At 70.5% G+C, this 25,965-nt stretch carries 21 protein-coding genes, 2 tRNA genes and 2 pseudogenes; 13 read left to right on the top strand and 12 right to left on the bottom strand.

Going from position 1 to position 25,965, the window contains the following annotated elements; translation table 11 throughout:
• Positions 1 to 12: 12 nt before the first annotated feature.
• From ACZ3TS_RS33865 to ACZ3TS_RS33840, 6 genes are all read left to right on the top strand, one after another.
• Positions 13 to 1,188, top strand: a complete 1,176-nt coding sequence (locus ACZ3TS_RS33865) for an ROK family transcriptional regulator (protein ID WP_467625552.1) — start codon at positions 13 to 15, stop codon at positions 1,186 to 1,188.
• A gap of 168 nt (positions 1,189 to 1,356) precedes the next feature.
• Complete coding sequence (locus ACZ3TS_RS33860; protein ID WP_467625549.1) at positions 1,357 to 2,133, top strand: hypothetical protein; 777 nt, start codon at positions 1,357 to 1,359, stop codon at positions 2,131 to 2,133.
• 123 nt (positions 2,134 to 2,256) lie between these two features.
• Positions 2,257 to 3,036 (top strand): HAD-IIA family hydrolase, encoded by a 780-nt coding sequence (locus ACZ3TS_RS33855; RefSeq protein WP_467625547.1) that lies wholly within the window; start codon positions 2,257 to 2,259, stop codon positions 3,034 to 3,036.
• Positions 3,037 to 3,191: 155 nt separating this feature from the next.
• Positions 3,192 to 3,794: a hypothetical protein gene (locus ACZ3TS_RS33850; protein WP_467625544.1), complete on the top strand. Its 603-nt coding sequence runs from the start codon at positions 3,192 to 3,194 to the stop codon at positions 3,792 to 3,794.
• Positions 3,795 to 3,797: 3 nt separating this feature from the next.
• A complete protein-coding gene (locus tag ACZ3TS_RS33845; protein WP_467625542.1) occupies positions 3,798 to 4,463 on the top strand; it encodes a class F sortase in 666 nt (221 codons plus the stop codon).
• 128 nt (positions 4,464 to 4,591) lie between these two features.
• Complete coding sequence (locus ACZ3TS_RS33840; protein ID WP_467625539.1) at positions 4,592 to 5,617, top strand: glycoside hydrolase family 6 protein; 1,026 nt, start codon at positions 4,592 to 4,594, stop codon at positions 5,615 to 5,617.
• A gap of 43 nt (positions 5,618 to 5,660) precedes the next feature.
• Here the strand turns inward: ACZ3TS_RS33840 and glxA are convergent, their stop codons facing one another.
• The 4 genes and pseudogenes from glxA to ACZ3TS_RS33820 all read right to left on the bottom strand — a co-directional run bounded on the left by glxA (position 5,661) and on the right by ACZ3TS_RS33820 (position 10,597).
• Positions 5,661 to 7,598, bottom strand: a complete 1,938-nt coding sequence (gene glxA, locus ACZ3TS_RS33835) for a radical copper oxidase GlxA (RefSeq protein WP_467625536.1) — start codon at positions 7,596 to 7,598, stop codon at positions 5,661 to 5,663.
• The gene (locus ACZ3TS_RS33830) at positions 7,595 to 9,535 is read right to left on the bottom strand and encodes a glycosyltransferase family 2 protein (RefSeq protein WP_467625534.1); all 1,941 of its coding nucleotides are present in this window, start codon (positions 9,533 to 9,535) and stop codon (positions 7,595 to 7,597) included. Before ACZ3TS_RS33830 ends, glxA begins: the two co-directional genes overlap by 4 nt.
• Positions 9,536 to 9,890: 355 nt before the next feature.
• Positions 9,891 to 10,453 (bottom strand): annotated as a pseudogene (locus ACZ3TS_RS33825) (FadR/GntR family transcriptional regulator).
• 70 nt (positions 10,454 to 10,523) lie between these two features.
• Positions 10,524 to 10,597, bottom strand: a tRNA-Lys gene (locus tag ACZ3TS_RS33820).
• A gap of 222 nt (positions 10,598 to 10,819) precedes the next feature.
• Here ACZ3TS_RS33820 and ACZ3TS_RS33815 point away from each other — a divergent pair.
• The 4 genes and pseudogenes from ACZ3TS_RS33815 to ACZ3TS_RS33800 form a co-directional block, all read left to right on the top strand.
• Entirely contained in the window at positions 10,820 to 12,001 is a 1,182-nt protein-coding gene (locus ACZ3TS_RS33815; RefSeq protein ID WP_467625533.1) for a peptidoglycan-binding protein, read from the top strand.
• A gap of 101 nt (positions 12,002 to 12,102) precedes the next feature.
• Complete coding sequence (locus tag ACZ3TS_RS33810) at positions 12,103 to 13,248, top strand: SPFH domain-containing protein (protein WP_467625531.1); 1,146 nt, start codon at positions 12,103 to 12,105, stop codon at positions 13,246 to 13,248.
• Between the two features lie 117 nt (positions 13,249 to 13,365).
• Positions 13,366 to 13,989: a lytic polysaccharide monooxygenase auxiliary activity family 9 protein gene (locus ACZ3TS_RS33805; RefSeq protein ID WP_467625529.1), complete on the top strand. Its 624-nt coding sequence runs from the start codon at positions 13,366 to 13,368 to the stop codon at positions 13,987 to 13,989.
• Between the two features lie 210 nt (positions 13,990 to 14,199).
• Positions 14,200 to 14,412 (top strand): annotated as a pseudogene (locus ACZ3TS_RS33800) (acyl-CoA synthetase); the annotation flags it as partial.
• A gap of 52 nt (positions 14,413 to 14,464) precedes the next feature.
• Here ACZ3TS_RS33800 and ACZ3TS_RS33795 read toward each other — a convergent pair.
• The 7 genes from ACZ3TS_RS33795 to ACZ3TS_RS33765 form a co-directional block, all read right to left on the bottom strand.
• Positions 14,465 to 14,538 (bottom strand) — tRNA-Lys (locus ACZ3TS_RS33795).
• Between the two features lie 78 nt (positions 14,539 to 14,616).
• Positions 14,617 to 15,375, bottom strand: a complete 759-nt coding sequence (locus ACZ3TS_RS33790) for an IclR family transcriptional regulator (protein WP_467625527.1) — start codon at positions 15,373 to 15,375, stop codon at positions 14,617 to 14,619.
• A 203-nt stretch (positions 15,376 to 15,578) separates the two neighbouring features.
• On the bottom strand, positions 15,579 to 16,355 hold the full coding sequence (gene ehuA, locus ACZ3TS_RS33785) for an ectoine/hydroxyectoine ABC transporter ATP-binding protein EhuA (protein WP_467625575.1): 777 nt from the start codon (positions 16,353 to 16,355) through the stop codon (positions 15,579 to 15,581).
• 10 nt (positions 16,356 to 16,365) lie between these two features.
• Entirely contained in the window at positions 16,366 to 17,016 is a 651-nt protein-coding gene (gene ehuD, locus ACZ3TS_RS33780) for an ectoine/hydroxyectoine ABC transporter permease subunit EhuD (protein WP_467625524.1), read from the bottom strand.
• Positions 17,013 to 17,723, bottom strand: a complete 711-nt coding sequence (ehuC, locus tag ACZ3TS_RS33775; protein ID WP_467625522.1) for an ectoine/hydroxyectoine ABC transporter permease subunit EhuC — start codon at positions 17,721 to 17,723, stop codon at positions 17,013 to 17,015. The genes ehuD and ehuC overlap by 4 nt, the downstream gene beginning before the upstream one ends.
• Positions 17,720 to 18,649: an ectoine/hydroxyectoine ABC transporter substrate-binding protein EhuB gene (ehuB, locus tag ACZ3TS_RS33770; RefSeq protein ID WP_467625519.1), complete on the bottom strand. Its 930-nt coding sequence runs from the start codon at positions 18,647 to 18,649 to the stop codon at positions 17,720 to 17,722. The genes ehuC and ehuB overlap by 4 nt, the downstream gene beginning before the upstream one ends.
• Positions 18,650 to 18,760: 111 nt before the next feature.
• The gene (locus ACZ3TS_RS33765) at positions 18,761 to 19,723 is read right to left on the bottom strand and encodes a D-2-hydroxyacid dehydrogenase (protein ID WP_467625517.1); all 963 of its coding nucleotides are present in this window, start codon (positions 19,721 to 19,723) and stop codon (positions 18,761 to 18,763) included.
• A gap of 339 nt (positions 19,724 to 20,062) precedes the next feature.
• Here ACZ3TS_RS33765 and ACZ3TS_RS33760 point away from each other — a divergent pair, with 339 nt between their 5' ends.
• Both ACZ3TS_RS33760 and ACZ3TS_RS33755 read left to right on the top strand, forming a co-directional pair.
• A complete protein-coding gene (locus ACZ3TS_RS33760; protein ID WP_467625515.1) occupies positions 20,063 to 20,794 on the top strand; it encodes a maleate cis-trans isomerase family protein in 732 nt (243 codons plus the stop codon).
• 92 nt (positions 20,795 to 20,886) lie between these two features.
• Entirely contained in the window at positions 20,887 to 21,969 is a 1,083-nt protein-coding gene (locus ACZ3TS_RS33755) for an LLM class flavin-dependent oxidoreductase (RefSeq protein WP_467625514.1), read from the top strand.
• Positions 21,970 to 22,011: 42 nt separating this feature from the next.
• Here the strand turns inward: ACZ3TS_RS33755 and ACZ3TS_RS33750 are convergent, their stop codons facing one another.
• Complete coding sequence (locus ACZ3TS_RS33750) at positions 22,012 to 23,910, bottom strand: putative bifunctional diguanylate cyclase/phosphodiesterase (protein WP_467625511.1); 1,899 nt, start codon at positions 23,908 to 23,910, stop codon at positions 22,012 to 22,014.
• A gap of 464 nt (positions 23,911 to 24,374) precedes the next feature.
• Between ACZ3TS_RS33750 and ACZ3TS_RS33745 the strand changes: the two genes are divergently transcribed.
• Positions 24,375 to 25,751, top strand: a complete 1,377-nt coding sequence (locus ACZ3TS_RS33745) for a M6 family metalloprotease domain-containing protein (RefSeq protein WP_467625507.1) — start codon at positions 24,375 to 24,377, stop codon at positions 25,749 to 25,751.
• Positions 25,752 to 25,965 lie beyond the last annotated feature (214 nt).

Genomic DNA, 25,965 nt, shown 5'->3' with positions numbered 1-25,965 from the left:
TCCGGTGGAGGCATGCGTGGGGTCGGGGGGAGCGTGGCGAGCGGAGTGAACCTGCCGGCGCGGCGCAGCCACAACGCGGCGCTCGTGCTGGATCTGCTGCGGACGGCGGGGGAGTCCGGGATCAGCCGTCTGGAGCTGGCGGAGGGGACCGGGCTGACCCCGCAGGCGGTCAGCAAGATCACGGCCCGGCTGCGCGCGGACGGACTCGTGACGGAGGCAGGCCGCCGCGCCTCCACCGGCGGCAAGCCGCGGACCGTGTTGCGGCTGGTGCCGGGAGCCGGGCACGCGGTGGGGCTGCACCTGGACCGGGACGAACTGCGGGCCGTGCTGTGCGACCTCACGGGCGCGGTGGTCGCCGAGCGGCGAGCCCCGCTGGGCCTGGGCGCCGGTGCGGAGACCGTGGTGGAGGGTGCCGCCCGGGAGGTGGAGGAGCTGTCCGCCGAGAGGGCGGCGGTGAGTGCCGGGCCGGTGCCGGGCGGTGTGCCGGAAGAGTCCGCCGCCGTCGGGCCTTCCGTACCCGTCCTCGGTGTCGGTGTCGCGCTTCCCGGTCCCCTCGACCACCTGCACGGTGTGCTGCACCGCGTCACCGGGTTCCCCGAGTGGGACGGGTTCCCGTTGCGCGAGGCGGTGGCGCGGCGGCTCGGGATGCCTGTGGTCGTCGACAAGGACACGAACGCGGCCGCGCTCGGGCTCGCCCTGGGCGGGGCGGTCGAGGACGCTCACGCGTCGTTCGCCTATCTGCACCTGGGGACCGGGCTCGGCGCCGGACTGGTCATCGGCGGTGCCGTGCACCGGGGGGCCCGGACCGGCGCCGGGGAGTTCGGGCACCAGGTGATCCAGCTGGACGGGCCGCCGTGCGGCTGCGGCGACCGTGGGTGCGTCGAGGCGCTGTGCCTCGCCGCCGTGGGGCGCGGCGACATGGCCGAGGCGGCGCGCGTTCTCGGCGCGGGTGCCGCCAACCTCGCCGGGCTCCTCGACATCGACCTGGTGCTGCTCGGCGGCCGCACCGTCGCCGCACACCCGGAGGCCTTCGTACGAGGCGTGGGTGCCGTCCTCGACGCACGTGCCGAGCGCGAGGGCTCGACCGCGGCCGTCCCGGTGCGGATCGCACCCGGCGGAGCGCGCGGTGTCGCGGAGGGCGCGGCGCAACTGCTGCTCGCGCCGTTGTTCGGGCGGGCAGAGTGGTGACCCCCGGGCTCGCGCCGTCTGGTCGAGCGGGGTGGCCCCGCGCGGGCGCACGGCGACTCGGCGCGGGCGCACGGCGACTCGGCTGATCGAGGGGACTTGGGCCGCCGACCCCTGTCGGCAGGGCGTGGCGTGTTCCGGGGACCGCCGTCCATGGCTGGTCATATTTTCATGCGACTGTCTCGACGATCCCGACTGTCCCTGGTGGTGCTCTTCACTCTCGCCGTCACCGCCCTCCTCCCCCCGGTCCACGCCCACGCACTCCCCGCCGACCAGCGGCCCATGTGCGCGGCGTCCGCCGGCAACTCCTTCCCCCTCACCACACGCATCCGCGGCGGCCCCGGCACGTACGAGGCCGGGGGCGCGGGCCGCACCTGGTTCATCGACCTCAAGAACACGACCGCGCAGCCCTGCGGCACCATTCATCCGGTGGTCGTCCTGGTGGACGCCAAGCGGGTGCTGACGGTCACTCAGCCCAAACTGGAGTTCTTCGACGGAGACCGCTCGCACCCGGTCACCTTCGAACGCACCGACCGGGCCGAACTGGTCGGTCCCTTCGACGACGGCTTCCCCGGCTTCACGGTCGACCCGGGGCGGACGCTCAGCGTGAAGGTACGGCTCGCGCTGACCTCCGACTCCCGCCCGAACGACGTCGTGGCGAAAGCCGCGATCGTGCAACGGCACGGCAATGACGGGGATTGGGTCGGTGAGTCGAACGACTACCGTTTCCGCATCGCGGAGGCGGCCGACCACGCCGGCGCCCGCACGGACCCGGAAGGGAAGACGCGGTCGCCCGCCGCACGGCAGAGCCCGGCCACCGGGGAACTGGCCAACACCGGGCCGCAGGAGTCGCACGGCCTGAGCAAAATGCTCGGCGGACTGCTGCTCATGATCGGCGCTGTCCTCGCCGTGGGCCTTCCCCTCCTGCTGTTGCGCAGGCGCCGCTGAGGCCGCCTGCCGTGCACGGTGCCCGGCGGGATCCAGCCTCGGGGGCCTGATTACGCTGGGGCCGGGCGCAGACCGTTGTCGCGGCGTCCCCGGTTCCCCCTTGCGTACGGCAGGAGATCGCACATGGCAGAGCGCAAGCCCATCGAGTCGTGGCTCACCGACATGGACGGTGTGCTCATCCATGAGGGCGTTCCGATCCCCGGTGCCGACGCCTTCCTCAAGAAGCTGCGTGAGTCCGGCAAGCCCTTCCTCGTGCTCACCAACAATTCCATCTACACCCCGCGCGACCTGCACGCCCGGCTGAGCCGTATGGGTCTCGACGTGCCGCTCGAGAACATCTGGACCTCGGCGCTGGCCACCGCCCAGTTCCTGGACGACCAGCGCCCCGGCGGCACGGCGTACGTCATCGGCGAGGCCGGCCTGACCACCGCGCTCCACGACATCGGCTACATCCTGACCGACCAGGAGCCCGACTACGTCGTCCTCGGCGAGACCCGCACGTATTCCTTCGAGGCCATGACCAAGGCGGTCCGGCTGATCCGGGCCGGGGCCCGGTTCATCTGCACCAACCCCGACGAGACCGGCCCGTCCGCCGAGGGGCCGCTGCCCGCCACCGGCGCCGTCGCCGCGCTGATCACCAAGGCGAGCGGCAAGAAGCCGTACTTCGCGGGCAAGCCGAACCCGCTGATGATGCGGACCGGGCTCAACACGATCGGGGCGCACTCCGAGACCAGCGCGATGATCGGGGACCGCATGGACACCGACGTCCTGGCCGGCATGGAGGCCGGGATGCAGACCTTCCTCGTGCTCACCGGGCTGACCGCGCCCGAGGACATCGACCAGTTCCCCTTCCGACCGTCCCACGTCGTGAACTCCATCGCGGACCTCGTCGACCTCGTCTGACGTGCCCGTCCGACTCGGGCGGCCGTACGGATGCGAGGGGCGGATCCGGGGCCCGTACGGCGCAGGGTGGGACCCTCGTACGGAGTAGTCGAGGGTCCCGTCCGGATGCGCCGGAGTGCCCGAAGGGGGAGCCTCCTGGTATCGGGAGGTTCACGATGGGTTCACTCCGGCTCACTCTCTGTGCTGGGAGCGTTGTCGCGGCCGCCCTCGCGCCCACGGCGTATGCGGCGGACGAGCAGGGCGTCTCGCTGACCCCTGCGTCCCCGGCGCCCGGCACCGACGTCCGGCTGGCCGTGCGGGGCTGCCCGGGCATGACGGGCACCGCGGTATCGGACGCGTTCGTCTCGGACGCGCGGCTCGTCGGCGAGGACGGCCTGCTGACCGGTGACACCCGGGTCCGCTCCTCGCTGGCACCCGGCACCTATGCCGTGACGGTCGGCTGCGACGGCTGGGAGGTCAAGGGCGTGGTCACCGTCGGCGGACCGACGGCCTCCGTGCCGTCCGGCCCGACCGGTCCGGCTTCCCCGAGCGGCCTGGCGTCGCCCACCATCACGGTTGCGCCCTCCAGCCCCTCCGCCCCCTCCTCGCCGGTCGCGCCGGTGAACGCGGGCGGCGGCGGTACCGCGCGCGCCTCGTCCGCCGACGCCAGGGTCGCGGGGCCCGGCGCCCTGCATGCGATCATCGGCCTCGTCCTCGCGGGGGTCGCGTTCGCCGCGGTCGTCGCCCGGGGCGCGCGCCGGGGACGCGGCAGGGAGTGAGCCATGTCCGGGCACGAGCGTTCTTCCGTCCCAGGCCGCCTGTTGATGGGCGTCGCCTGGGTGGTCCTGCTGCTGGGGCTGTGGCAGTGGGGCAGTGAGGTCACCGACGTACGCCAGGGGATCTCCGCGCCGATGACCGGCGACATGGCCGCTGTCGGCCGGCCCCCGCAGCTCGAACTGCCGCCCGCCCTCGCGCCGTTGCGGCAGGCCGTGCCACTACGCGTCGACATCCCCGACCTGGGCGTGCAGGCGCCGGTCGTGCCGCGCGGACTGGACCGGCAGGGAGCGCCGGACGCGCCGCCCTACGACCAGCCGGGCGTGGTCGGGTGGTACCAGGCGGGGGTGGCACCCGGGGCCGTCGGGACCGCGCTGTTCGTCGGGCATGTGGACACCGAGACCAAGCCGGCCGTCTTCTACGGGCTGGCCGGTCTGCGGCCGGGCGCCATGGTCCGCGTGGTCCGCGACGACGGGCGGGTCGCCGAGTTCACCGTCGAGGACGTCAAGGTCGTCCCCCGCGACGGCTTCGACGCGCGGCAGGCGTACGGGACACGGGAGCCGGGCCGGGCCGAGTTGCGGCTGGTCACCTGTGCCGGCACCTATGACCGGGCGAGTCGTACCTACTCGGCGAACGTGGTCGTGTCGGCGTATCTGACGGGCAGCGGACGGTGACGCGCCCCGGAGGCCGGCTGTAACAGCTCGCCGACGAGGGTCGCGCGATCTCGTGGGCGGCGCGACGGTATGTCACGATTGGTGCGTAAGACGGTACGCCCAAAGCGGTACAGCCAAGGGGGAGTTGGATGTACGGGACGAGGGGTGCGGGGGCGCGCGCGGCCGCGGCGGCGGTGGGGGCCGCTCTACTGCTGGCCGGGTGTTCCTCCTCCGGGGACAAAGACGGGGAAGGGGAAGCGGGCCGCTCGGGCGGGACGATCACCCAGCAGCCGAAGGCCTCGGACCCGTTCTGGGTCAACCCGGACGGGAACGCGGCGCAGCAGGTCGCCGCCTACGACAAGGCCGGGAAGCCGGCCGAGGCGGACCAGATCAGGAAGATCGCCGAGCAGCCGACGGGAGAGTGGATCGGACCGGAGAACCCCGAGGCGCAGGCGCAGGGGTTCACGCAGGCCGCGGCGAAGGCGGACCGCACGGCGCTTCTCGTCCTCTACAACATCCCGCACCGCGACTGCGGGCAGTTCTCGCAGGGCGGCGCGGCGGACGGCAACGCGTACCGGGCGTGGATCGAGGGTGTCGCCCAGGGGATCGGGGACCGGCACACGACGGTGATCCTGGAGCCGGACGCGGTGCTGCACATGGTGGACGGCTGCACCCCGGACGAGTTCCACGAGGAGCGGTACGACCTCCTCAAGGGCGCGATCGCCAAGCTCGGGGCGCTGAAGAACACCGAGGTGTACCTGGACGCGGGCAACGCGGGCTGGCAGCACCCCGACCAGATCTTCCAGCCGCTCCAGCAGGCGGGCGTCGACCGGGCGGACGGCTTCGCGGTGAACGTCTCCAACTTCTACTCGACACAGGACTCGATCGCATACGGCAAGCAGCTGTCAGCGAAGACCGGCGGCAAGCACTTCGTGATCGACACCAGCCGGAACGGCAACGGGCCTTACAGGAGCGGCGATCCGCAGCAGCGTTGGTGCAATCCGCCGGGGCGGGCCCTGGGCGAGGCCCCGACGACGAGCACCGCGGATCCGCTGGTGGACGCGTACCTGTGGGTGAAGCGCCCGGGTGAGTCGGACGGCACCTGCAAGGGCGGCCCGAAGGCCGGGGACTGGTGGCCGGCCTACGCACTGAAGCTGGCGAAGGCGTCCAAGTGACGCCGCTTCCGCGCCCCGTACGGGGCGCGGAAGCGGGAGGACCCTACGGCACCTTGACCCACTGCGCCGTCGACGGCGTCCCCTGATCGTCGTCGACGAACAGCATGTACCACCCGGACTGGACGAGGTTGCGGTTCTTGGGGACCGTCACCGTGATCTTGTTCCCGGAGGTCTTGAAGTCCAGCGCGATCGAGCGCTGATCCACGTCCGTGACATGTGTGGACGCGCTCGGCCGGATCAGCCGGACCTTCTTGATCGCCGACGCGTGCTGCGAGGTGAAGGTGCCCGAGGCGCCGCGGGCGATGGTCCGCGGCCCGCCCGACACGGAGGGTCGGGCGTCCCGGTAGAGATACGGCGGTGTGTAGATCTCGATGCGCTGCTCGAAGACGCCGGGTTTGGTGTTGGCCCGGTCGCCGTACAACGAGTCCGAGCCGAAGAACATCACCCTGCCGTCGGGCAGCAGGATCGAGCCCGAGTGGTAGTTGCGGCCGACCAGGGGATCGGCGACCCGCTGGAACGTGTTCGTGTCCGGGTGGTAGATCCGCGCCTGGAGGATGTTCGATTCGCTGCGTCCCCGGTAGTCCTCCGAACCGCCCGACACCAGCACGGTGTCGTCGGGCAGGATCGAGGACTGCGGATAGCGCGTGCCCTTCTCCAGCGCCGGCCCGTTCACGAAGCGCGGGTTCTTCGCCTTGAGGTCGATCAGCCGCGTCCTGTCGCTGGACAGTTTGGACTCGCCGACCCCGCCGCCGCCGATGACCATGTACTTCTCGTCCTGGGCCGGCGGCAGCAGCACGGTGCCGGACGTCTCCATCATGGTGGCGTCGCTCAGCCCGGGCAGCTCGGTGAACGTGTTGCTCTCCACGTCCCAGATGCCGGGGGCGCGGCCCACGTCGTCCGGACCGTAACCCGCGTTCGAACCCGAGTAGAAGATCTTGCCGTTCTCCATCAGGAACAGCGCCGGGTAGGTCGGGAACTGACGGATCTTCGGCGTGTACGTCCACTTCGCGGTCTTCGGGTCGAAGATCTCGTTCTTGCCCGGGACCAGCTGCCCGATGTCGTCGAGTCCGGAGACGCTGAGGATCCTGCCGTCGCTGAGGGTGGTGAGCGTCGGGTACCAACGGGCCTCCTTCATCGGGTCGACCTTGATGTACTTCTCGGCCACGGGGTCGAACTCGTAGGCATCCCGGATGCCCTGGAAGTCCTTCTTGTCGAGAGCGAGCTTCTGGGCGATGCCGTAGGTGTTGCGCGCGTCGGCGCCGGTCAGGCCCTGGACGCGGTAGTTGTCCTGGGTGCCGGTCTCGTAGGCGGAGCCGCGCTTCTGCGCCTCGACGTAGATGCGGCCGAGGCCCGGGTCGTTGCGCAGGAACTTGCCGGTCTTCTTGTCGAAGACCTTCTTCGCGCGTGGCACCAGGACGGGGTCCTTGGACACGAAGGTCTTCCCGTTCGCCCTGCCGGTGAACTTCGTGCCCGCGGGCAGCGTGATCGGCTTGTCCGGGTTCTCGTTGTGGACGATCATCAGGCCGCCGGCCTTGGTGACGTCCCCCTTCAACTTCTCGTAGCGCTTGGTGCCGCCCGCGATCAGGATCTTGCCGTCCGCCAGCTGGGTGTGACCCGTGCAGAACAGGTCGCTCGGCGTCGGCACCTTCTTGACCGTGCCCTTGACCGGGTCCCAGATCCGGGAGTCGAACTGCTTCTTGTCGAAGTTGGCCTGGTTGTTGCCCGAGCCCGCCACGAGCAGCACCTTCCCGGTGTGCAGGAGTACCGCGTGGATGGTGTCCTGGCGGTACTCCTCGGGGAACTCGACGATCTGCCAGTGCCCGTTCCTGGCTTTGTACTCGGGCTTGTTGATCGTGTAGTCGTGGTAGCGCTCCGATCCGAAGCGGTACAGCCACGGTCCGTTCATTCCGGCCAGTGCGAGGACCACCGCCGTGCCGATCGCGAGACGGCGGGCACGACGGCGGCCGGCCTGGTCATTCATTTGTTGTGTCCCCCCAGGGCGATCTGCATGGTCTGGTCATTGCCCGCGTGGCCGTTCCATGGGGGCCGCATCCCCGGCGTGTGTGCGCCGGCCGGCTGCGGTACCACCGCCGCGTCCTGCGGCTCCTCGGCGGCGGCCGGCCTCCTCTTCTCCAGCCGCAGGGTCCAGCGCCACACGAAGACGGGCGAGGCCGTGATGAGCAGGGCGATCGAGGCCCAGGTGATCATCGCGGGGTGGGAGTGGCCGAGGAGGAGGCCGGCGACGATCGAGCCGCCGAAGACCAGAATGAAGAACAGGTGGATCCGGAAGGTCCCGAAGAACGTGTCGGGGCTCGTCGAATCGCCCTTGGGAGTCACCACGAACCTGCTCTTGCGGCGCAGCACGGCGTCCATGAAAGAGCGGGCGTAGACCGGTGCGGACAGCGCCGACATCACCATGCCGGCCACACCGCCGGAGCCCTCCGGCTCATGCGGGGAGACGTTGTGCCGGCGGTTCCAGACGTACAGGCCGATCTGCAGCGCCGACGCGTTGCCGTAGAGCATCAGCCACACGGTGGGGTCGATGTTCACACCCGAGGCGCCCAGGCCGAGGAACAGGACACAACTCAGCGCCGCGAGGATCCAGTTGAGCGCCGACATCGGATAGAAGACGATCATCATCGTGTAGTTGAAGAGTCTGCCCGGTGACAGCGAGAAGAAGCCCTTCCAGTACTGCTTGAGGATCGTCTCGTACGTGCCGCGCGACCAGCGGAGCTGCTGGGTGAAGAAGTCCGTCCAGGCGCCGGGGCCCTCGCCGACGGCGAGTACGTCCGGGGTGTAGACGGACTTCCACTTCTTCCCGGTGGCCGGGTTCCTGTGGCGGTGTATCTCGAAACCGGTCGCCATGTCCTCGGTGATCGAGTCGTACAGACCGCCGATCTGCTTGAGCGCCTTGATCCGTACGGCGTTGGAGGTGCCGACGAACATCGGGGCGCCGTAGCGGTTGCCGGCCCGCTGGATCAGGGCGTGGAAGAGGAACTGCTGCGACTCGGCGGCCTTGGTGACGAAGGTGTCGTAGTTGCCGTACACCTGCGGGCCGATGACGAAGCCCACGTCCGGGTCGCGGAAGAAGCCCAGCATCCGCTCCAGGTAGTTGGGCAGGGGCACATGGTCGGTGTCGACGGAGGCGAAGTAGTCGTAGTCGTCCCCGTGCGCCTCCAGCCAGGCGTTGTAGTTGCCGTGCTTGGTCCTGGCGCGGTGCGGACCCTTGGACTGGTTCCACTCCGGGACGCCCTTGCGGGTGAAGTGGTGCACGCCCAGGCGCGCACAGACCGCTTTCACCTCCGGGTCGTCGCCCTCGTCGAGGAGCCATACATGCAGAAGGCCCCGGTGACGCAGCCGGACTGCCGCCTCCAGGGTCTTCGTCACCATCTCCAGCGGTTCCTTGCCGGGAACGTAGGTCGTGATGAAGGCGACTCTCGTGCCGGTCTCGGGCACCACCGGGACGGGGTCGCGGGCGATCAGTGTGGCGTGCGCGTTCGACAGCACGTTCATGCAGCGGAAGAACTCGATCAGACCGATCGAGACGAGCATCACCGCATCGAGGGCGGGCAGGAAGTCGTAGGTCGGGTACTGGCGTTCGGTCCAGTGCTCGGGCTGGAGCAGCCAGGCGAGCAGGACCAGCGAGAGCAGTGGCGCCGCCCCCAGCATCAGGGCGGCGCGGACGCGGTGCGGCTCCTGGGAAAGGAGCGAGCGGTACTGGACCTTGTACGGCTTGGCAGGATCCGGTTGTGTCAGGGGTCCCGCCAGCCTGCTGTAGTGCTCGTAGTCGTATCTGGGCAGCGTTTTCCGGAGCCGGTGGATGCTGCCTGTGTGGCCGGTCCGGTGCGACGGCGCCCTTGGCTCGGTCGTCTCTGACGGGTCGAAGTCCTGCCGGGCGCCCGTCGGCGTCGACGTCATGAGTCATCCCCCCGCACGCACGACTGCGTGTGTGTGTCGGTCATTCCGCCCGCGCGAGGCCCCCCTCGGCCTCGCGGACGATCAGTGACTGGCCGGCTTCGCCGTGTCTCCATGTCGACACGGAAGGCGCGGCCTCCCGGTTGCATGAACGCCCCCCTCGGCGTCCCTTGCGGCCGGGGCCCCCGTCCCCGCGTGGCACAACCGGTCCTTGCCCCCAACTGCCGTGCACCGGCAGTCCCTTGAAGCCCAGGGTTCTATGGCGTCCGGCATGATCGCAAGAGCGAAACGCGCTGTTTACCGGTTATACCGGCTTAATGGGACGCTTGTTGGAATCTACTGGTGCGGTTGTGGTCAGTCATGTACGGATGTTGAGGAAGTGGTCCCTTATGGCCTGTTCCGCTCGTACGGAATCCCCGGACCGTACGGCGTCGAGGATCTCCCGGTGCTGCCGGCAGGTGACCTTCGGGGCCTGCGGCACATCCACCAGATCCGTGCGGACACGGTGGAAGGCGTCCCAGAAGGCCTCCAGTGCCTCGCTCGGCAGCGCGTTCCCCAGCCCTCGGTAGAGGGTGGCGTGAAAGGCGCGATCGGTCTCGGCGAGGCCCCTTCCCCTGTACGGCCTCCCGTGCCATGCGGTCCACGAGCGCGTCCAGTTCGGCGAGGTCCCGCTCCGGCATACGGCCGGCCAGCCGCGAGATCAGTCCGGTCTCCACCGCCTCGCGCAGTTCGAGGAGCTCCAGCAGGCTGTCCTCGCCCCGGTGGTGCCCGGCGACGCGCGGAGCTCCGGCCGGCGCCGAGCAGTGCCATCAGTTCGGGCTCGGTCGGCAGCACCGCGCCCGAGGGCGGCCGGCGGTCGATGATGAGCTTCTTGATCCGCTCTTGCAGGTCGCGCGCCGTGGCCGGAGGGGATCCGGCCAATCGGCGTGGTCCCCACGGTGCGAGCGGATACGGAAAGGCCCCCCGCTTGCGCGAGGGGCCTTTCCGGTCGTGCGCCGCCAGGGACTCGAACCCCGGACCCGCTGATTAAGAGTCAGCTGCTCTAACCAACTGAGCTAGCGGCGCCTGCTGACCCGAAAACTCTACCCGACGCCGAGGGGTGCTCCCGGCCACCGGTGCCCATGACGGCCCCCGTCCGGCCGTGCCCCGTACCCCCGGAGGAACGGCACGCGTACATCATTTGGACCGTCATCCTTCGATTCCGGTGCATAGTTGGGAAAAGTGACGTACATGCAGAAAACAGGAAAAAACACCCCCGCTGCCGACAAGGAGTGTGACGGACGTCGCATGGAGACTCCGGTGTTCGAGGAATTCGATCCCATGACCGGCTGCGACTGCCCCGGCTGTGTTCACCGGCGCCGCGTCCTGCCCTTTTGCTCCCGCTCAGGGCGGGACGGCCGACTGACGGCCCGCAGGGCCTTCGCGCTGGCGGCCGCCGCGGGCACCGTGCTCGGCGTGGGCCAGGCGATGCCCGCCGTCGCGGCGGCCCATGCACCGCATCGCCCGGTTGCCCCGGCAGATGATCAGTCGCCGGACACTCCTCAGGGCCGCACGGCGCCGCTGCACGGCCCCGTCGGCGCACCGGCCGCGGCCTCGGCACCCAAGACGACCCGCACGGAGATCATCAACCGGGCCAAGAAGTGGGTCCAGGCCAAGGTTCCGTACAGCATGGACGACTACTGGTCGGACGGTTACCGGCAGGACTGCTCCGGTTACGTGTCGATGGCCTGGAACCTCGGCACCAACGAATGGACGGGCAGCCTCGACAAGTTCGGCGTCCGCATCACCAAGGCGGAGCTGCAGCCCGGTGACATCCTCCTCTTCCACAATGTCGCCAACCCGGAGAAGGGATCGCACGTGGTCCTCTTCGGCGGCTGGACGGACTACACACACACGCACTACACCGCTTACGAGGAGACCCCGCCGGCGGCTCGGAAGCGGGCCACCCCGTACGCGTACTGGAGCAATTCCAGCCGCTATGTGCCCTACCGCTACAAGAACCTCGTCGAGAGCAAGGCGAGCACCGAAAGCGACGCCGCGCAGTCGCCGGTGACCGTCGACGTACCGGCCGCGTCCCTCGGCTACCCGGGCGGTGCCCTGGCCGGTCCGGGCGCGGTCGCGCTGCCCGATCCGACGGCCTGGTCCCTGGCGCGGAAGGAGGGCGAGGACATGCCTGCGGCCGGGACCCCCCTCGCAGCCGCCGGATCGCGGGCCGTCTCCCGGGACGGGATGCCGGGCTATCCGGGCCTCGGGAAGTTCCGGCCGGGCGCGGAGAACCCGTACGTCACCCAGCTGGGCCGCCGGCTGATCAAGAAGGGGTTCGGCAAGCACTACACCGGCGGGCCCGGGCCGCGCTGGGGCGAGCGGGACCGGCGGAACGTCGAGGCGTTCCAGCGCGCCCAGGGCTGGCGCGGTGGTGAGGCCGACGGCTACCCCGGGCCCGAGACCTGGCGGCGCCTGTTCTCCTGATCCCGTTGTCGCCCCCTTTCCCCTCTCTTCTCTCCCCTTCCGGTCCGTATTGCGACGCGCCCGATCACGAAACTTCCCGGCGCGGAGGCATGGAGGCACGTATGAGCACGACGACATCGCAGAACCCGGAGTCCGAAGGGGTGCCGGACGACGCCGACGCCCGGCACGCCCGGCTCATCCACGGCGAGTCGACCACCGAGATCCCCGTCCACATGCTGTTCCGTGAGGACCCCGACACCGGTCCGCTGCCGGTCACCACGACCGTGGTGGGGCGGCGGCTCGGCACGGGCGAGCAGCCGAGGCTGCGCCCGCCCGCCCCGCCGGCCCGGCAGCCCCCGGACCCGGACCCCGACCTGGTCGAACGGCCCGCCCGGGTGCTGCCCGGGGTGCTGGGCGTGCTGGCCGGTCTCGCCGGTGCGGCCGGCAGCGGGGTCGTCGCATGGTGGGCCGGCCTCCTGTCGCCGGCCGCGGTGGACCTGTTGAGGCTTCCGGCCTCCCCCGCCGTGGGGCTGGGGCTTCAGCAACTGGGCGCGTTCGTCGGCGCGGGCACGGTCTTCCTGCTCGGCTTCGGCGGACTCATGCGGGGGCACACCGGGCGCGCCTGGGTGCTCAGTGTGTTCGGGCGCTACCGGGGCACGATCCGCCGCACCGGCCTGATGTGGGTCAACCCGCTGGTGATGCGCCGCCGGGCCGACGTGCGGCTGCGGCACTGGCGCAGCGAGCCGATGCCCGCGGTCGACGCCAACGGGATCGCGCTGCATGTGATCGTGCTGCTGACCTGGCGGGTCAGGGACACCGCGCGCGCCGTACTCGGCATCGACGACCACGAGACCTATCTGCGGGAGTGCGTCGAGTCGGCGCTGGCGCGCGTGCTGCCGCAGGTGCCGGCCGATCTGCCCGGGACGACGGCCATCGTGAGCCTGCGCAACGTCGAGGCGGTCGGTGACGCGCTGACCCGACTGGTGGCCGCGGAGGCGGAGCCCGCCGGCCTGGAGGTGTTCTCGGTGCAGCCGACCCGGATCGAGTACGCCCCCGAGGTCGCGGCACGGATGCAGCGCCGCCGTATCGCCGCGCTCGACGTGCAGCACCGTGACACGGTCCTCAGCTCGCTCGTCGACTCGGTCGAGGACACGGTGATCCGGCTGACCACGCGGGGCCTGGTCGAACTGGACGACTACGAGCGCAAGGCGCTGGTGAAGGACTTGACGGTCGCGTTCTACACGGGGCGGACCGGCGACGGGGCATGAAAGTGAGCCGCATTGGTATGGACATGTTCAACTCGCGGCAATAATCTGGGACTTGGTCTAGACCTGAACGCGCGCGTACGGCTCAAGGAACTCCCCACATCCTTCAGGAGCGGCAGCATGCGCAACCGTACGACCAGGAAGGCGAAGTGGTACGCGGCCGTGCTCGGCCTCGCCACCGCGGGCACGTTCGTGCTCTCCACGGGCGGTGCCAGCGCCCACGGCTACACCGACCAGCCCCTCAGCCGGCAGAAGATGTGCGCCGCGAACGGCGGCATCGTCACCGGCTGCGGCGACATCCAATGGGAGCCCCAGAGCGTCGAGGGTCCGAAGGGTTTCCCGGCGGCGGGGCCGAACGACGGTCAGATATGTTCGGCGAACCACACCAACTTCGGCGCGCTCGACCAGCCCAGGACGCCCTCGGGCGGGGCGTGGCCGACGACCAGGGTGACCGGCGGGCAGAGCTACACGTTCCGCTGGCAGTTCACCGCCTCGCACGCGACGACCGACTTCAAGTACTACGTCACCAAGCAGGGCTGGAACCAGAACCACGCCCTGACCCGGGCCGATCTGAACACCACCCCGTTCCTGACGGTCCCGTACAACGGTCAGCGTCCGCCGTCCACGCTCACCCACACCGGCGCCCTGCCGACCGGGCTGAGCGGGCACCACATCATCCTCGGAGTGTGGACGATCGCGGACACGGCCAACGCGTTCTACTCGTGCGCGGACGTCACGTTCTGACCGGTGCCCTGTCCCGAATCCGTTCCGGGACCGCTTTCTGAGCCTCCCTTGAGGAGGGCCGGCCTCCCGGGCGGGTACGTTCCACGCACGTCGGCATGATCATGACGGCGTGCGTGGAGTCGTACCGCACTCGGGGGAAACATGGACTACCTGTTCTACGTGGTGCCGTGCCTCATCATGGCCGTCGCGCTGACCGGGGCGGTGGTGGTGATCCGCTTCGTGCGGCTCGTGGACCGGATGCCGGTCACCGCCACCGACAAGATCCACCGGGTGGGGCTGCGACGGGAGGGGTTCCGGTGCGCGGATCCGGTGTGGTGGCGGCCACCGGGGGACGGCGCCTACCGGAGACTCACGGAAGAGGACGTGGCGGGACTCGTGGCCGAGTACCGGGCTCGGGGGCGCGAGGAACTGCTCGGGCGATAGCCGCCGTACGACGAGAAGAGGCCCCTCGCTTTCGCGAGGAGCCTCTCGTCCGTGCGCCGCCAGGGACTCGAACCCCGGACCCGCTGATTAAGAGTCAGCTGCTCTAACCAACTGAGCTAGCGGCGCAGACTCCGTCGTCTTTCGCTCTCGCGTCCGCCGACAAAAGAAATACTACCTGGTCCGGAGGGGTGCCTGTGACCCCCCTCAGATGGCGAGGGAGAGGAGCACGGGGGCCGCCCCCCTGTTCAGCCGGTCCGCCGCCTGTCGCAGCCGGTGCGCGTGCTCCACCGGCAGGGACAGCGCCAGGCAGCCCGCCGAGGAGCCCGCGGTGATCGGGACGGCCGCGCACACCGTGCCCACCGCGTACTCCTGCAGGTCGAGGACCGGAACCGTCGGCGGGTGGGCGTCGAGGCGGGACAGCAGGACCTTCTCGCTGGTGATCGTGCGGGAGGTGAGCCGGGCCATCTTGTGCCGGGCGAGGTGGTCCCGGCGGCCGTTGAGGTCGAGCTGCCCGAGCAGGCTCTTTCCGGCCGCGCTGGCGTGGGCCGCGGAGCGGAAGTCCACCCACTCGTGCACGGCGGGCGTGGACGGGCTCTGGGCGCACTGGGTGACCCGCACCTCGCCGTCGACGTAGCGGCTGATGTAGACGGCGGCGCCGACCGAGTCGCGCAGCCCGTCGAGGGTGCGCTGGAGCTGCTCGCGCAACGCCTGCTCGCGGCCGTGGGCGGAGCCGAGCCGACTGAGGGCGGCGCCGGCGACGTATGCGCCGTCGGCGGTCTGCTCGACGTAGCCCTCCCTGCGCAGCATGCGCAGGAGTGAGGCCAGCCGCTGGGCGCGGAGACCGGTGCGGCGGGCGAGCTCGGTGTCGGTGAAGCCGGTCGGGCGCCGCGCCACCGTCTCCAGGACGCGCAGCGCGTCCTGGGCCGAGTGGTACGGGGCGGTCGGCTCATGGGTCAGCGCCACGGTCTCCCCCTGCGCTTTTTGGGCCGTTCTCGGGACAGCTTGGCTGCCTCCACGATACGGCTCAAGGGCTGCTTGGGGAGCGGGTGTTGACGAACTTTGTGGCTTGATCGGCACCCTCAGCAGGAACGCGCCACTCTGGCATATGCCCAGGTCATGAACCGACCGCCCTGACCGGGCGGGATCGCTGTTCTCACCTCTCGTGGTCAGAGGACCGCGCTGAGGAATTCCCGGGTGCGGTCCTGTTCGGGCTCACTGAAGATCTTCTCCGGGGTGCCCGCCTCGATGACCTGGCCGGAATCGAACATCAGGACCCGGTCCGAGATGTCCCGGGCGAAGTTCATCTCGTGGGTCACACAGAGCATGGTGATGTCCGTGGTGTGAGCGATGTCACGGAGGACGTCGAGGACCCCCGCGACCAGCTCCGGGTCGAGCGCGGAGGTGACCTCGTCGAGCAGCAGCACCTGCGGGCGCATCGCCAGGGCCCGGGCGATCGCGACGCGCTGCTGCTGTCCGCCGGAGAGCTGGCTCGGGTACTTGTCCAGGTGGTCGCTGAGCCCCACCAGGTCGAGCAGCTCGCGTGCCCGCTGCTCGGCCTCGTCCTTCGACAGACCGAGGACCGTGACCGGCGCCTCGGTGATGTTCCGCAGCACCTTCATGTTCGGGAACAGGTTGAACTGCTGGAAGACCATCCCGATGTTCTTGCGGATCTCCCGGACCTGCCTCTCGGGGGCGGGGAAGAGCCGTTGCCCCGCGACCGTGATCGTGCCCTCGTCGGGCTTGGTCAGGGTCATCAGCAGACGCAGGATCGTGGTCTTCCCGGAGCCCGAGGGACCGATCAGCGTGACGTGCTTGCCGGCGTCGACCGAGAAGTCGAGCCGGTCGAGGACCGTGTGGTCGCCGAAGCACTTGGTGACCTTGTCGAAACGGATCAGCTCGCCGGTGGCCGCCGGCGGGTTCGTGTGGGCGTCGGGTTCCTTCATCAGGGGGGTGTCAGCGGACAAGGCGTCGCTCCAGGGCTCGCAGGAGGAGGGAGGCGGGATAGGAGATGAGGACGAAGGCCACACCGATGACGGTGAGCGGCTCGGTGAACTGGAAGTGCTGCTGTGAGAAGAGCCGCGCATCACCGAGCATGTCGAGGACGGTGATGGCCATCAGCATCGGCGTGTCCTTGAGCATCGAGATCACGTAGTTGCCGAGCGCAGGTACGACCCGGCGGATCGCCTGCGGCAGGATCACCGCCGTCCAGGTGCGCCGCTGCGGCAGGCTCAGCGCGGTGGCCGCCTCCCACTGGCCGGCGGGCACCGCCTCGATGCCGGCGCGGTAGACCTGCATCGTGTACGTCGAGTAGTGCAGGCCGATGGCGACGACACCGGTGGTCAGCGCGGAGAAGGTGAGCCCCCACTCGGGCAGCACGTAGAAGAGGAAGAACAGCTGCACCAGCAGCGGGGTGTCACGGATGAACTCGGTGACGATCCCCACCGGCCAGCGCACCCACCGGGTCGGCGTGCGCATCAGCAGCGCCCACCCGAGACCGAGGACGAACGAGATCAGCGAGCCGAGGGCCAGCGCCTGGAGGGTGACGAGCAGGCCGTCCCAGAAGTGCGGCATGAAGTCGCGGACGGCACCCCAGTCCCAGTTCACGAGACACCGCCTCCCACCGTGGTCGTCTCGGATCGCCGTACGGAGAGGGCGGGCTGCGGAGCCTTGCCGACCCCGGCCTTGAGCCGGTTCTCGAGGCCCCGCATGAGCCGGGTGAGCAGGAAGGCGATCACGAAGTAGATGAGCAGGATGTAGGTGTAGATCTGTGCGCTCTCCTGCAGTGCGAGCCGCACCAGGTTGCCGCTGAACGCCAGGTCGCCCATGCCCATGACGGAGACCAGCGCGGTGCCCTTGAGCAGCTCGACCAGCAGGTTGGAGAACGGCGGGATCATCTCCGGCACCGCCTGCGGCAGCAGGATCTTCCGCATCCGCTGCCACGGCGTGAAGCTGAGCGCTATCCCGCCCTCACGCTGCGCCGGGTCGACGGAGTTGAGGGCGCCGCGCACGATCTCGGCGCCGTACGCCCCGTACGTCAGCCCCAGTGCGAGCGTGCCCGCCCACATCGGCACCAGCTGCCAGCCGAAGGCGAGCGGCAGCACGAAGAACACCCAGAAGATCATGATCAGCGCCGAGGTGCCGCGGAACACCTCGGTGTAGAAGCCCGCGAGGAAGCGGACCACCCACCGCCGGTGGGTGCGCGCGATGCCGACGGCGAAGGAGACGGCCGTCGCGAGCAGCGCGCTGAGCACGAGAAGCTGGACGGTGGTCCAGATGCCCTTGATTACGAGTTCCCAGAGTCCCGAGGTCATCCGCGGCACAGCTCCTTCGCGGTCATGTCGGTCATCTCGGCCTTGGTGAAGCCGAACGGCCGCAGGATGCGGAAGAGTTCGCCGCTCGCTTTCATCTTCTTCAGCTCGGCGTCGAAGGCGTCCCGCAGTCGCGTCTCGGTGGGTCGGAACGCGAAGCCGCCGCCGTCGATGTGCGGTTTGCCCTTCACGAGCGGGGCGAAGGGCTTCGTGGCCTCCGCCGTGCGGGACTTCTTGACGACCTCACGGGTGGTGAGCGCGGTCCCGGCGAACACGTCGACGCGCCCGGCCTCGACGGCGTTCAGCCCGGCGACCTGGTCGGGGACGATCAAGATGTCGCTCTCCTTGTAGCCGGCCTCGACGGCGTACTGGATCTCCGCGTATCCGGTGCCGGTGGCGAATCTCGCCTTCTTCTCGACGACGTCCTTGTAGCTGTGCAGACCCTTCGGATTCCCCTTGCGCACGACGAAGGAGTCGAGCATCTGGTAGTCGGGGTCGGAGAAGATGACCTGCTGACAACGTTCCGGGTTGATGTACATCCCGGCGGAGACGACGTCGAACTGCTGTGAGTTCAGCCCCGGTATGAGCGAGCCGAACTCCGTCGGCACGGGCTGGACCCGGTCGACGCCGAGGCGTCTGAAGATGACCTTCGCCAGCTCCGGGGCCTCACCGGTGAGCTCGCCGTCCTTGTCGATGTAGCCGAAGGGGATCTCGCCGGCGATGCCGAGGCGGACGACGCCCTGGGCCTTGAGCCGGCTGAGCAGATCACCGCCGCGCGTGGTCGACGCCGTGGCCACGCGGCTGCAGCCGGCGGCGCCGAGCGCGCCGAACGCGGCGACGCCGACGAGTAGTGACCGTCTGGTGGTTCCGGGTTTCCCTGGGTCATTCGTCCGTCGTGGAGCCATGGGCGCGCGGCTACCCCGGCCCATGCGATGTATTCCGGCCGATTTTCGGCCCCGCCCCGGCGGGGGCGCTCCGCGCGGAGGCTGTCGTTCCGTTCCGCCCCGCGCTGACCAGCCACGACTGCGGCCGGCGGGCGTTCAGTGGCCGGGAACGTATCCGCGTACTTTGTCCACCACGTTCACCAGCGGTTTCCCCGCCTCCCAACGCTCGTACAACCCGACGAACTGGGTGCCCAGCTCGTCCCGCCAGCCGATCGTGTCGCCGCTCATGTGGGGGGACACGAGCAGGCCCGGAACGCGCCACAACGGGCTGTCGGGGGTGAGCGGTTCGTGCCGGAAAACGTCCAGGGCCGCGCCCGCGATCCATCGCTTCGCCAGCGCCTCGGCCAGTGCGTCCTCGTCCACCAGCTGCCCGCGCCCGACGTTGATGAAGCGGGCGGAGGGCTGCATCACGCCGAAGCGGCGGACGTCGAACATGCGGGACGTCTGCTCGGTCAGCGGCGCCGCAGCGATCACCCAGTCGGCGCGGGCCATCAGCCGGTCGAGGTCGGCCGGGCCGTGGATGCCGGTGCGCGGGACGCGGCCCACGATCGACGTCGTCACGTCGAGTGCCTTGAGCGTCCGGGCGATCGTCCGCCCGATCGGCCCGGAGCCGACCACGCACGCGCGCGTGCCCGCGACCCGCGTCGTGTCGCGGTGCCGCCACTCCCGCTCCCGCTGCAGGTCCCACGTCCGCGGCAGGTCCTTGGCCATCGCGAGGACGAGTGCGGCCACGTACTCGGCGACCGGCTGGTCGAAGACGCCGCGCGCGTTCGTCACCACCGTGTCGGACGCGGCGAGTTCGGGGCACATCAGATGGTCCACGCCCGCGCTCGCGGTGTGCACCCAGCGCGGTCGTGGGCCCTCGCCGGGCCAGGCGTCGCGCACCGCCCGCGAGGCGAAGTCCCATACGAGCAGGACGTCGGCGTACGGCAGCCGCTCGGCGAGTGTCGAGGCGTCCGCGTGCTCGATCCGCACCCGACCGGTGAGCCGGCCGAGCCGGGGCAGCGGCTCGGCGTCCAGGACGAGCAGGGTAGGGCGGCCGGGCGGGGGAGCGGTCATGCGGGAACCGGGTCTCCGTTCGGCGGCGGCCGACAGCGGCCGGCCGGGCGTCTGACATGCGCGGATTGACCACAGTCGCAGCCGGAACCACCGCCGTCAACACACTCGGAACGCCCCGGACGTCGTCGTTTCGGCGTTACGGGTCCGCTGCTTCGGGAAGGCGCCGTGAGGGACGTCCTCTCGGCCAACCAGGTGAGGATGCGGGCGGCTCTGCGTCACTTGGGTACCCGGGCGGCGGGTCCCCGTCAGGCTCTGCTGGGGGAGCCTCCCACGCCCCCGAGGCAGTGGGAAGGCGGCACGTCAGGGTCCCGTACTGCCGGAAGAACAGGAAGGTTGGGCATGACCGCACTCGGATTCCTCTACCCCGGCCACTACGCCGAGGACGACTATCCGCGTATCGAGCAATTGCTGGCCAGCGACGTCCGGGTGGACCTCGTGCACACCGAGGCCGGGGAGGACACGCACCGCGTGGACGCGCTGCGGGAGATCGGCTCACCGCAGCGGCTCGCGTCGGGCATCGAGGAGCTGCGCCTCGCGGGCGCCGAGGCGGTGGTCTGGGCGTCCACCAGCGGGAGCTTCGTGCACGGCTGGGAGGGCGCCCACGAGCAGGTGCGCTCCCTCGCGCGCAAGGCCGGGATGCCGGCCTCCGCCACCTCGTTCGCCTTTGTGCACGCGGTGCGGGAGGTCGGGGCGCAACGGGTGGCGATCGCGGCGACGTACCCGGACGACCTGGCGGACCTGTTCGCCGCGTTCCTGCGGGCGGCGGAGGTGGAGGTGGTGTCGGTCCACGCCGCGGGGGCCGCCACGGCGGGGGAGGTGGCCGGCTGGGGGGCGAAGGAGGTGCTGGCGCTCGCCCACCGGGGCGATCACGCCGACGCCGACACGGTGCTGCTCCCCGACACGGCACTGCACACGGCCGCGCACCTGACGCTCCTGGAGAAGGAGCTTGCCAAGCCGGTACTCACGGCGAACCAGGTCACGGTGTGGGAGGCCCTCCGCCTGGTGGACCGCCGCGTGAACGCCCCGAACCTCGGCGCCCTGTTCACCAGGGAGCCGATCGTCCAGGTGTGACGCCCCGACCCCGGCGAGGGCGCCGGGAATAACCGGGGAATGCCTCCTGTTTTGTCGCGAGAAGAAGCGACGCGCACGCAGGAGGCAGTTCGGTGGACGAGATCCGAGGCACGGCACAGGGCTCCGCCCCCGTTCCCCTGTCCGTACTTGACCTGGTCACGGTGGGTGCGGGCCGAACCGCGACCGACGCCCTGCGCACCAGCGTCGCGCTCTCGCGACTCGCGGAGTCCCGGGGCTTCCACCGCTTCTGGGTCGCCGAGCACCACTCCATGCCGGGCGTGGCCTCCTCCTCGCCCGCCGTGATCCTCGCCCACCTCGCCGCCCACACGGACCGCATCCGTCTCGGCTCGGGCGGAGTGATGCTGCCCAACCACGCCCCGCTCGTCATCGCGGAGCAGTTCGGCACCCTGGAGGCGATGGCTCCGGGCCGTATCGATCTGGGCCTGGGCCGCGCCCCCGGGACCGACGGCGCCACGGCCGCCGCGCTGCGCCGCACCGACCGGCTGAACGAGGGCGCCGACGACTTCCCCCAACAGCTTGCCGAGCTGACCCGCTTCCTCGACGACGACTTCCCGGACGGCCACCCCTACTCCCGCATCCACGCGGTCCCGGGCCCGGTCCAGGCCACCTCTCAGGGCGGCGTCCAGTCCCCGCACCGGCCGCCGGTCTGGCTGCTCGGCTCCTCGGGCTTCAGCGCCCGCCTGGCCGGCATGCTCGGCCTGCCCTTCGCCTTCGCGCACCACTTCTCCGCGCAGAACACCATCCCGGCGCTCGATCTGTACCGCGAGTCCTTCCGTCCCTCCGCCGTCCTCGACGCCCCGTACGCCCTCATCGGCGTCGCCGCCCTCGCCACCGACGAGGAGAAGGAGGCCCGCCGCCAGGTGAGGGCCGCCGCCCTGAACATGCTCCGGCTGCGCATGGGCCGCCCCGGCCTCGTTCCCACCCCGGAGGAGGCGGAGGCATATGAGTTCGGCCCGCTGGAGCAGGAGTTCTTCGACTCCTGGAGCGCGAACGTCATCCACGGCACGCCGGACGAGGTCCGCTCCGGCCTCGACGACCTTCACAAGCGCACCGGCGCCGACGAGTTGATGCTCACCGCCAACGCCCACGGCGCGGACGTGCGCGTGCGCTCGTACGAACTGATCGCGGACGCCTACGGGTTGCCGGCCGACTGAGCGCGGGAGGGCGCCGTCACACGGGGGACGGCGGCCTCCCGTTCACGAAGGGTGGCAGGCATCCGCTTCCACGAGCTCGGAGATGCGGTCCGGCGGCACGGGTCGCGAGTACAGCCACCCCTGACCGGTGTCGCAGCCGATCCGGCGCAGACGGGTGGCCTGCGCGGAGGTCTCCACGCACTCGGCGGTGACCGTCAGACCCAGCCGATGCGCGAGCTGGATCATGGCCTCGACGATGACCTCGTCGGCGGGGTTCGGATGGGCGCCCGTGCCCTCGTACTGGAATCCGCGCACGAACGATCCGTCCAGTTTCAGCACCGACACCGGCAGCCGGCTGAGGTAGGCGAGGTTCGAGTAGCCGGTGCCGAAGTCGTCGATGGCGATGCGCACCCCCATGTCGCTGAGCGCCTTCAGCGTCTGGAGCGGGCGGCCGGCCGAGCCCATGACCGCGGACTCGGTCAGCTCCAACTGCAGCAGATGCGGGGCGAGCCCCGTCTCCGCGAGTGTCCCCGCCACGTCGGCCACCAGGTCGGAGTCCCACACCTGACGCACCGCCACGTTGACACTGACGAAGATCGGCGTCTCGTCCGGGCGCTCGAGCTGCCAGCGGCGCGCCTGACGGCAGGCGGTCCTCAGCACCCAGCGCCCGAGCTGGACGATCGAGCCGTCCTCCTCCGCCAATCCGATGAACCGATTCGGCGTCAGCGTGCCGAACTGCGGGTGATGCCAGCGCACCAGCGCCTCGACCCCACGCACCCGTCCGTCCTCCATCCCCACGAGCGGCTGGTACTCCAGGGCGAACTCCCCCCGTTCGATCGCCGGGCGCAGACCGGAGGACAGGGCCTGACGGGTCATGCGGTGGGCGTTGCGCTCGGGATCGAAGAGGGTCCAGCGGGCTTTGCCGTCCGCCTTCGCCCAGTACAGCGTCGTATCGGCCGCCTGCATCAGACCGGTCGCCGTCGTCCCGGCCGCGTGCCGTTCCACGACGCCGATGGACGCCGACACGGACAGGCGCTGACCGGTCAGGTCGAAGGGCGCCTGGAGCGCCCTGAGCACCGACTCGGCCAGGTCGGCGAGTTGGTCGGTGCCCGTCGAGTCCTCGACGAGCAGGGCGAATTCGTCCCCGCCCAGTCTGGCCACCAGGGGAGTGGCCGGCCTCGCGTGGCCGGCCTCGTCCGCGCAGCGTGTCAGGCGCTCGGCGACGGCCGCGAGCAGCCGGTCCCCGACGCGGTGGCCCAGCGTGTCGTTGACGGCCTTGAAGCCGTCGAGGTCCAGGTAGCACAGCCCGATCCGGCCGGTGCCGCTCTCCTCGTACGACTCCGCCTCCAGCGCGGTCGACAGGCGTTCGAAGAAAAGCGTGCGGTTGGGCAGCCGGGTGACCGGGTCGTGCATCTGCAAATGGCGCAGCCGGGCCTGGAGTTCACGCCGGGCGCTGATGTCGGCGACCGAGAGCACGACGGCCCTCTCGGACTCGGGCAGCGGTGTGACGGTCACCTGGACCCAGAGCGAGTGCCCGTCGGGATGTTTGAGGCGGCGCGTGCAGCGCAGCCGGGCCTGGCGCCCGCGCAGCACCTCGCGGTACGCGTGCCAGGTGCGCGCGTCCGAGGACAGGTCCACCAGATCGGCGGCGACCTTCCCGGCCAGCCCCTCGGTGCTGGTGCCGAGCAGCGATCCCATCGCCTCGTTGGCGGTGACGACCAGGCCCTCCCGGTCGACGACCGCCATGGCGAGCGGTGCTGCGGTGAATGCGGCACCGAGCGAAGCGGGTTGGGACACCGCGGCGGGGGGCGGCGGCGGTGGATCCGTGGCCGGCGGAAGCGGATGCGCTCCGGGGAGGAGCTGTGGCTGGGACGTACCGGATGACATGGTCATGTGACTGTCTGTGACGGCCGGGCTGACGAGGTCTGCCGCGGGCGCCGGCCCTTCGGACGTTCCGCTCACCGCTCGCTCCCGCAGTGCACTCGTTCTTCGTACGGATCTCGTGGGTCTCGTCGGGGTCGACGGCCGCGTGGTGAGCGGCCGTACAAGCCGTGTTCGTGCAGGAAAGTGTGCCGATCATAGAGGCTGGCCCAGGGGCCTACCAGCCGCTGTCCGGTGTCCCGGAACGTGCACATGTTCTGACAGATCGTTTCTGCCCCGAGCGGACCCCCGTCTATCAGGCCGCCCTCGATTGTGACGTTGTGTGAGTATTCGGGGCGTCGGCCCACGTCGGCCGCCCCCTCGCTGCGCGTGCGCCGTCCTGCGCTCCCGCCCCGCACTGCCCCTCCCTCGGCCGTCGCGGTTCCCCTCTGGCTTTTCCCCCGGCTGACGGCGTCTCACCCTTCTGGGGCAGGCAAACAGGGCGTAGTCATACAAGTAGGACAAGGCTGGGTGCGGAGTTCCCGGAACCGCGCCCGGAGGTCGACGTGCCATGTCCGCTCCCCGTCACGGGGCCAACCCGGGACGCCCCGAAAAAGCCCTTCCGGGGCGGGGTGCCCGTCCTGCGCAGGACCGCGTCCGTGGCCACGTCGATGGCGGCACTGGTCGCGACCTCCCTCATCACGGGGCCCGCGCTCGCCGATCCGACGGCGGCGCCCTGCGAACTCACGCGCAGCCGCGCGCACCATTCCGAGGGTGTCGACACCTGGAACGCCGCCTACACGCGCCCCATCCGCCCGCTGGACGGGGTCATGGTCTTCCTGTCCTTCCCGGATGCACGGCCGGCGACCACGCCGGCCGAGCTGACCGCCGACTACTTCCCGTCCACCAGCCGATTCTTCGAACGTGCCTCCTACGGCCGGTTCACCGTGCGCCCGCATCCGGTGAGGCGCTGGATCCGGATGCCCCGCCCGTCCACCTGGTACGCCATGAAGCGTGACTGGGACCCAGGGCGCCGTGCCGCGTACCTGCGCGACGCGCTCGCCGTGTCGGACAAGAGCGTCGACTTCTCGCGGTACGACATCGTGTACTTCGTGGCCGATCCGGACGCGCCCGGAGTCGACTCGGACGCCACGAAGGTGGTCAACCTCGACAAGCCGCTGCGCGCCGACGGCAAGGACATCCGCCGGGTGGTCACGGTCTTCGAGAAGCACCCGCCGGACCGGCTCGTCCTCGCCCATGAGACGGGTCACACCTTCGACCTGCCCGACCTCTACCACCGTCCCGTCGACGGCAAGGGCGACTGGGACACCTATGTCGGCGACTGGGACCTCATGGGCAGCCAGTTCGGACTGGCGCCGGATCTGTTCGCCTGGCACAAGTGGAAACTGGGCTGGCTGGACCCACGCCAGGTGGTGTGCGTACGGGGCGCCGTCACGAGGGTGACGCTGGAGTCGCTGGAGGCGAGGCCGACCGGGGTGCCGCAGGTGCCGGTGAACGCCGGCACGGCCTTCAGGCCCGGGGCGACCGGTGCGGCGGGCAGCCCTGGGACGAAGGTCCTCGGGCCCGGCGTGGAGGCGTTCGGTTCGGGGCGCGGCACGAAGCTGGCGGTCGTGCGGACGGGAGCCGACAGCGTGCTCGCCATCGAGGCGCGCGGGGCGCTGGGCAACGACCGCGCGGTCTGCCTGGAGGGTGTCCTCGTCTATCGCGTCCGCAGCGAGACCGGGTCCGGCGGCGGCCCGATCGAGGTGCTCGACGCCCATCCGCAGTCCTCGGCGTGCTTGGGCAACTCGGTCTATCCCGCCCTCGCGGACGCCCCGGTGTCGGTCGGCGAGAGCTTCACGGTGCCGGGAACCGGGGTCCGGGTCGAGGTGGAGGACCAGACGGCGTCCGGGGCGTGGACGGTACGGATCACGAGGGAGTGAGAAGCACGGGCGCACCGGGCGGTTTCTGTGGCGTGGCCTGGGGCGGGGGGTGCCGGGGCGAGGCCCCGGTTCGTGCCGGGCGGTTTCTGTGGCGTGGCCTGGGGTCGGGTGTGGGGTGGAGGCCCCGGTTCGTGCCGGGCGGTTTCTGTGGCGTGGCCTGGGGTCGGGTGTGGGGTGGAGGCCCCGGTTCGTGCCGGGCGGTTTCTGTGGCGTG

It is taken from the genome of Streptomyces sp. NPDC022910, assembly GCF_055561075.1.
Note: the sequence above shows the minus strand (reverse complement) of the source record. Positions and strands in the feature narration are given on the sequence as shown.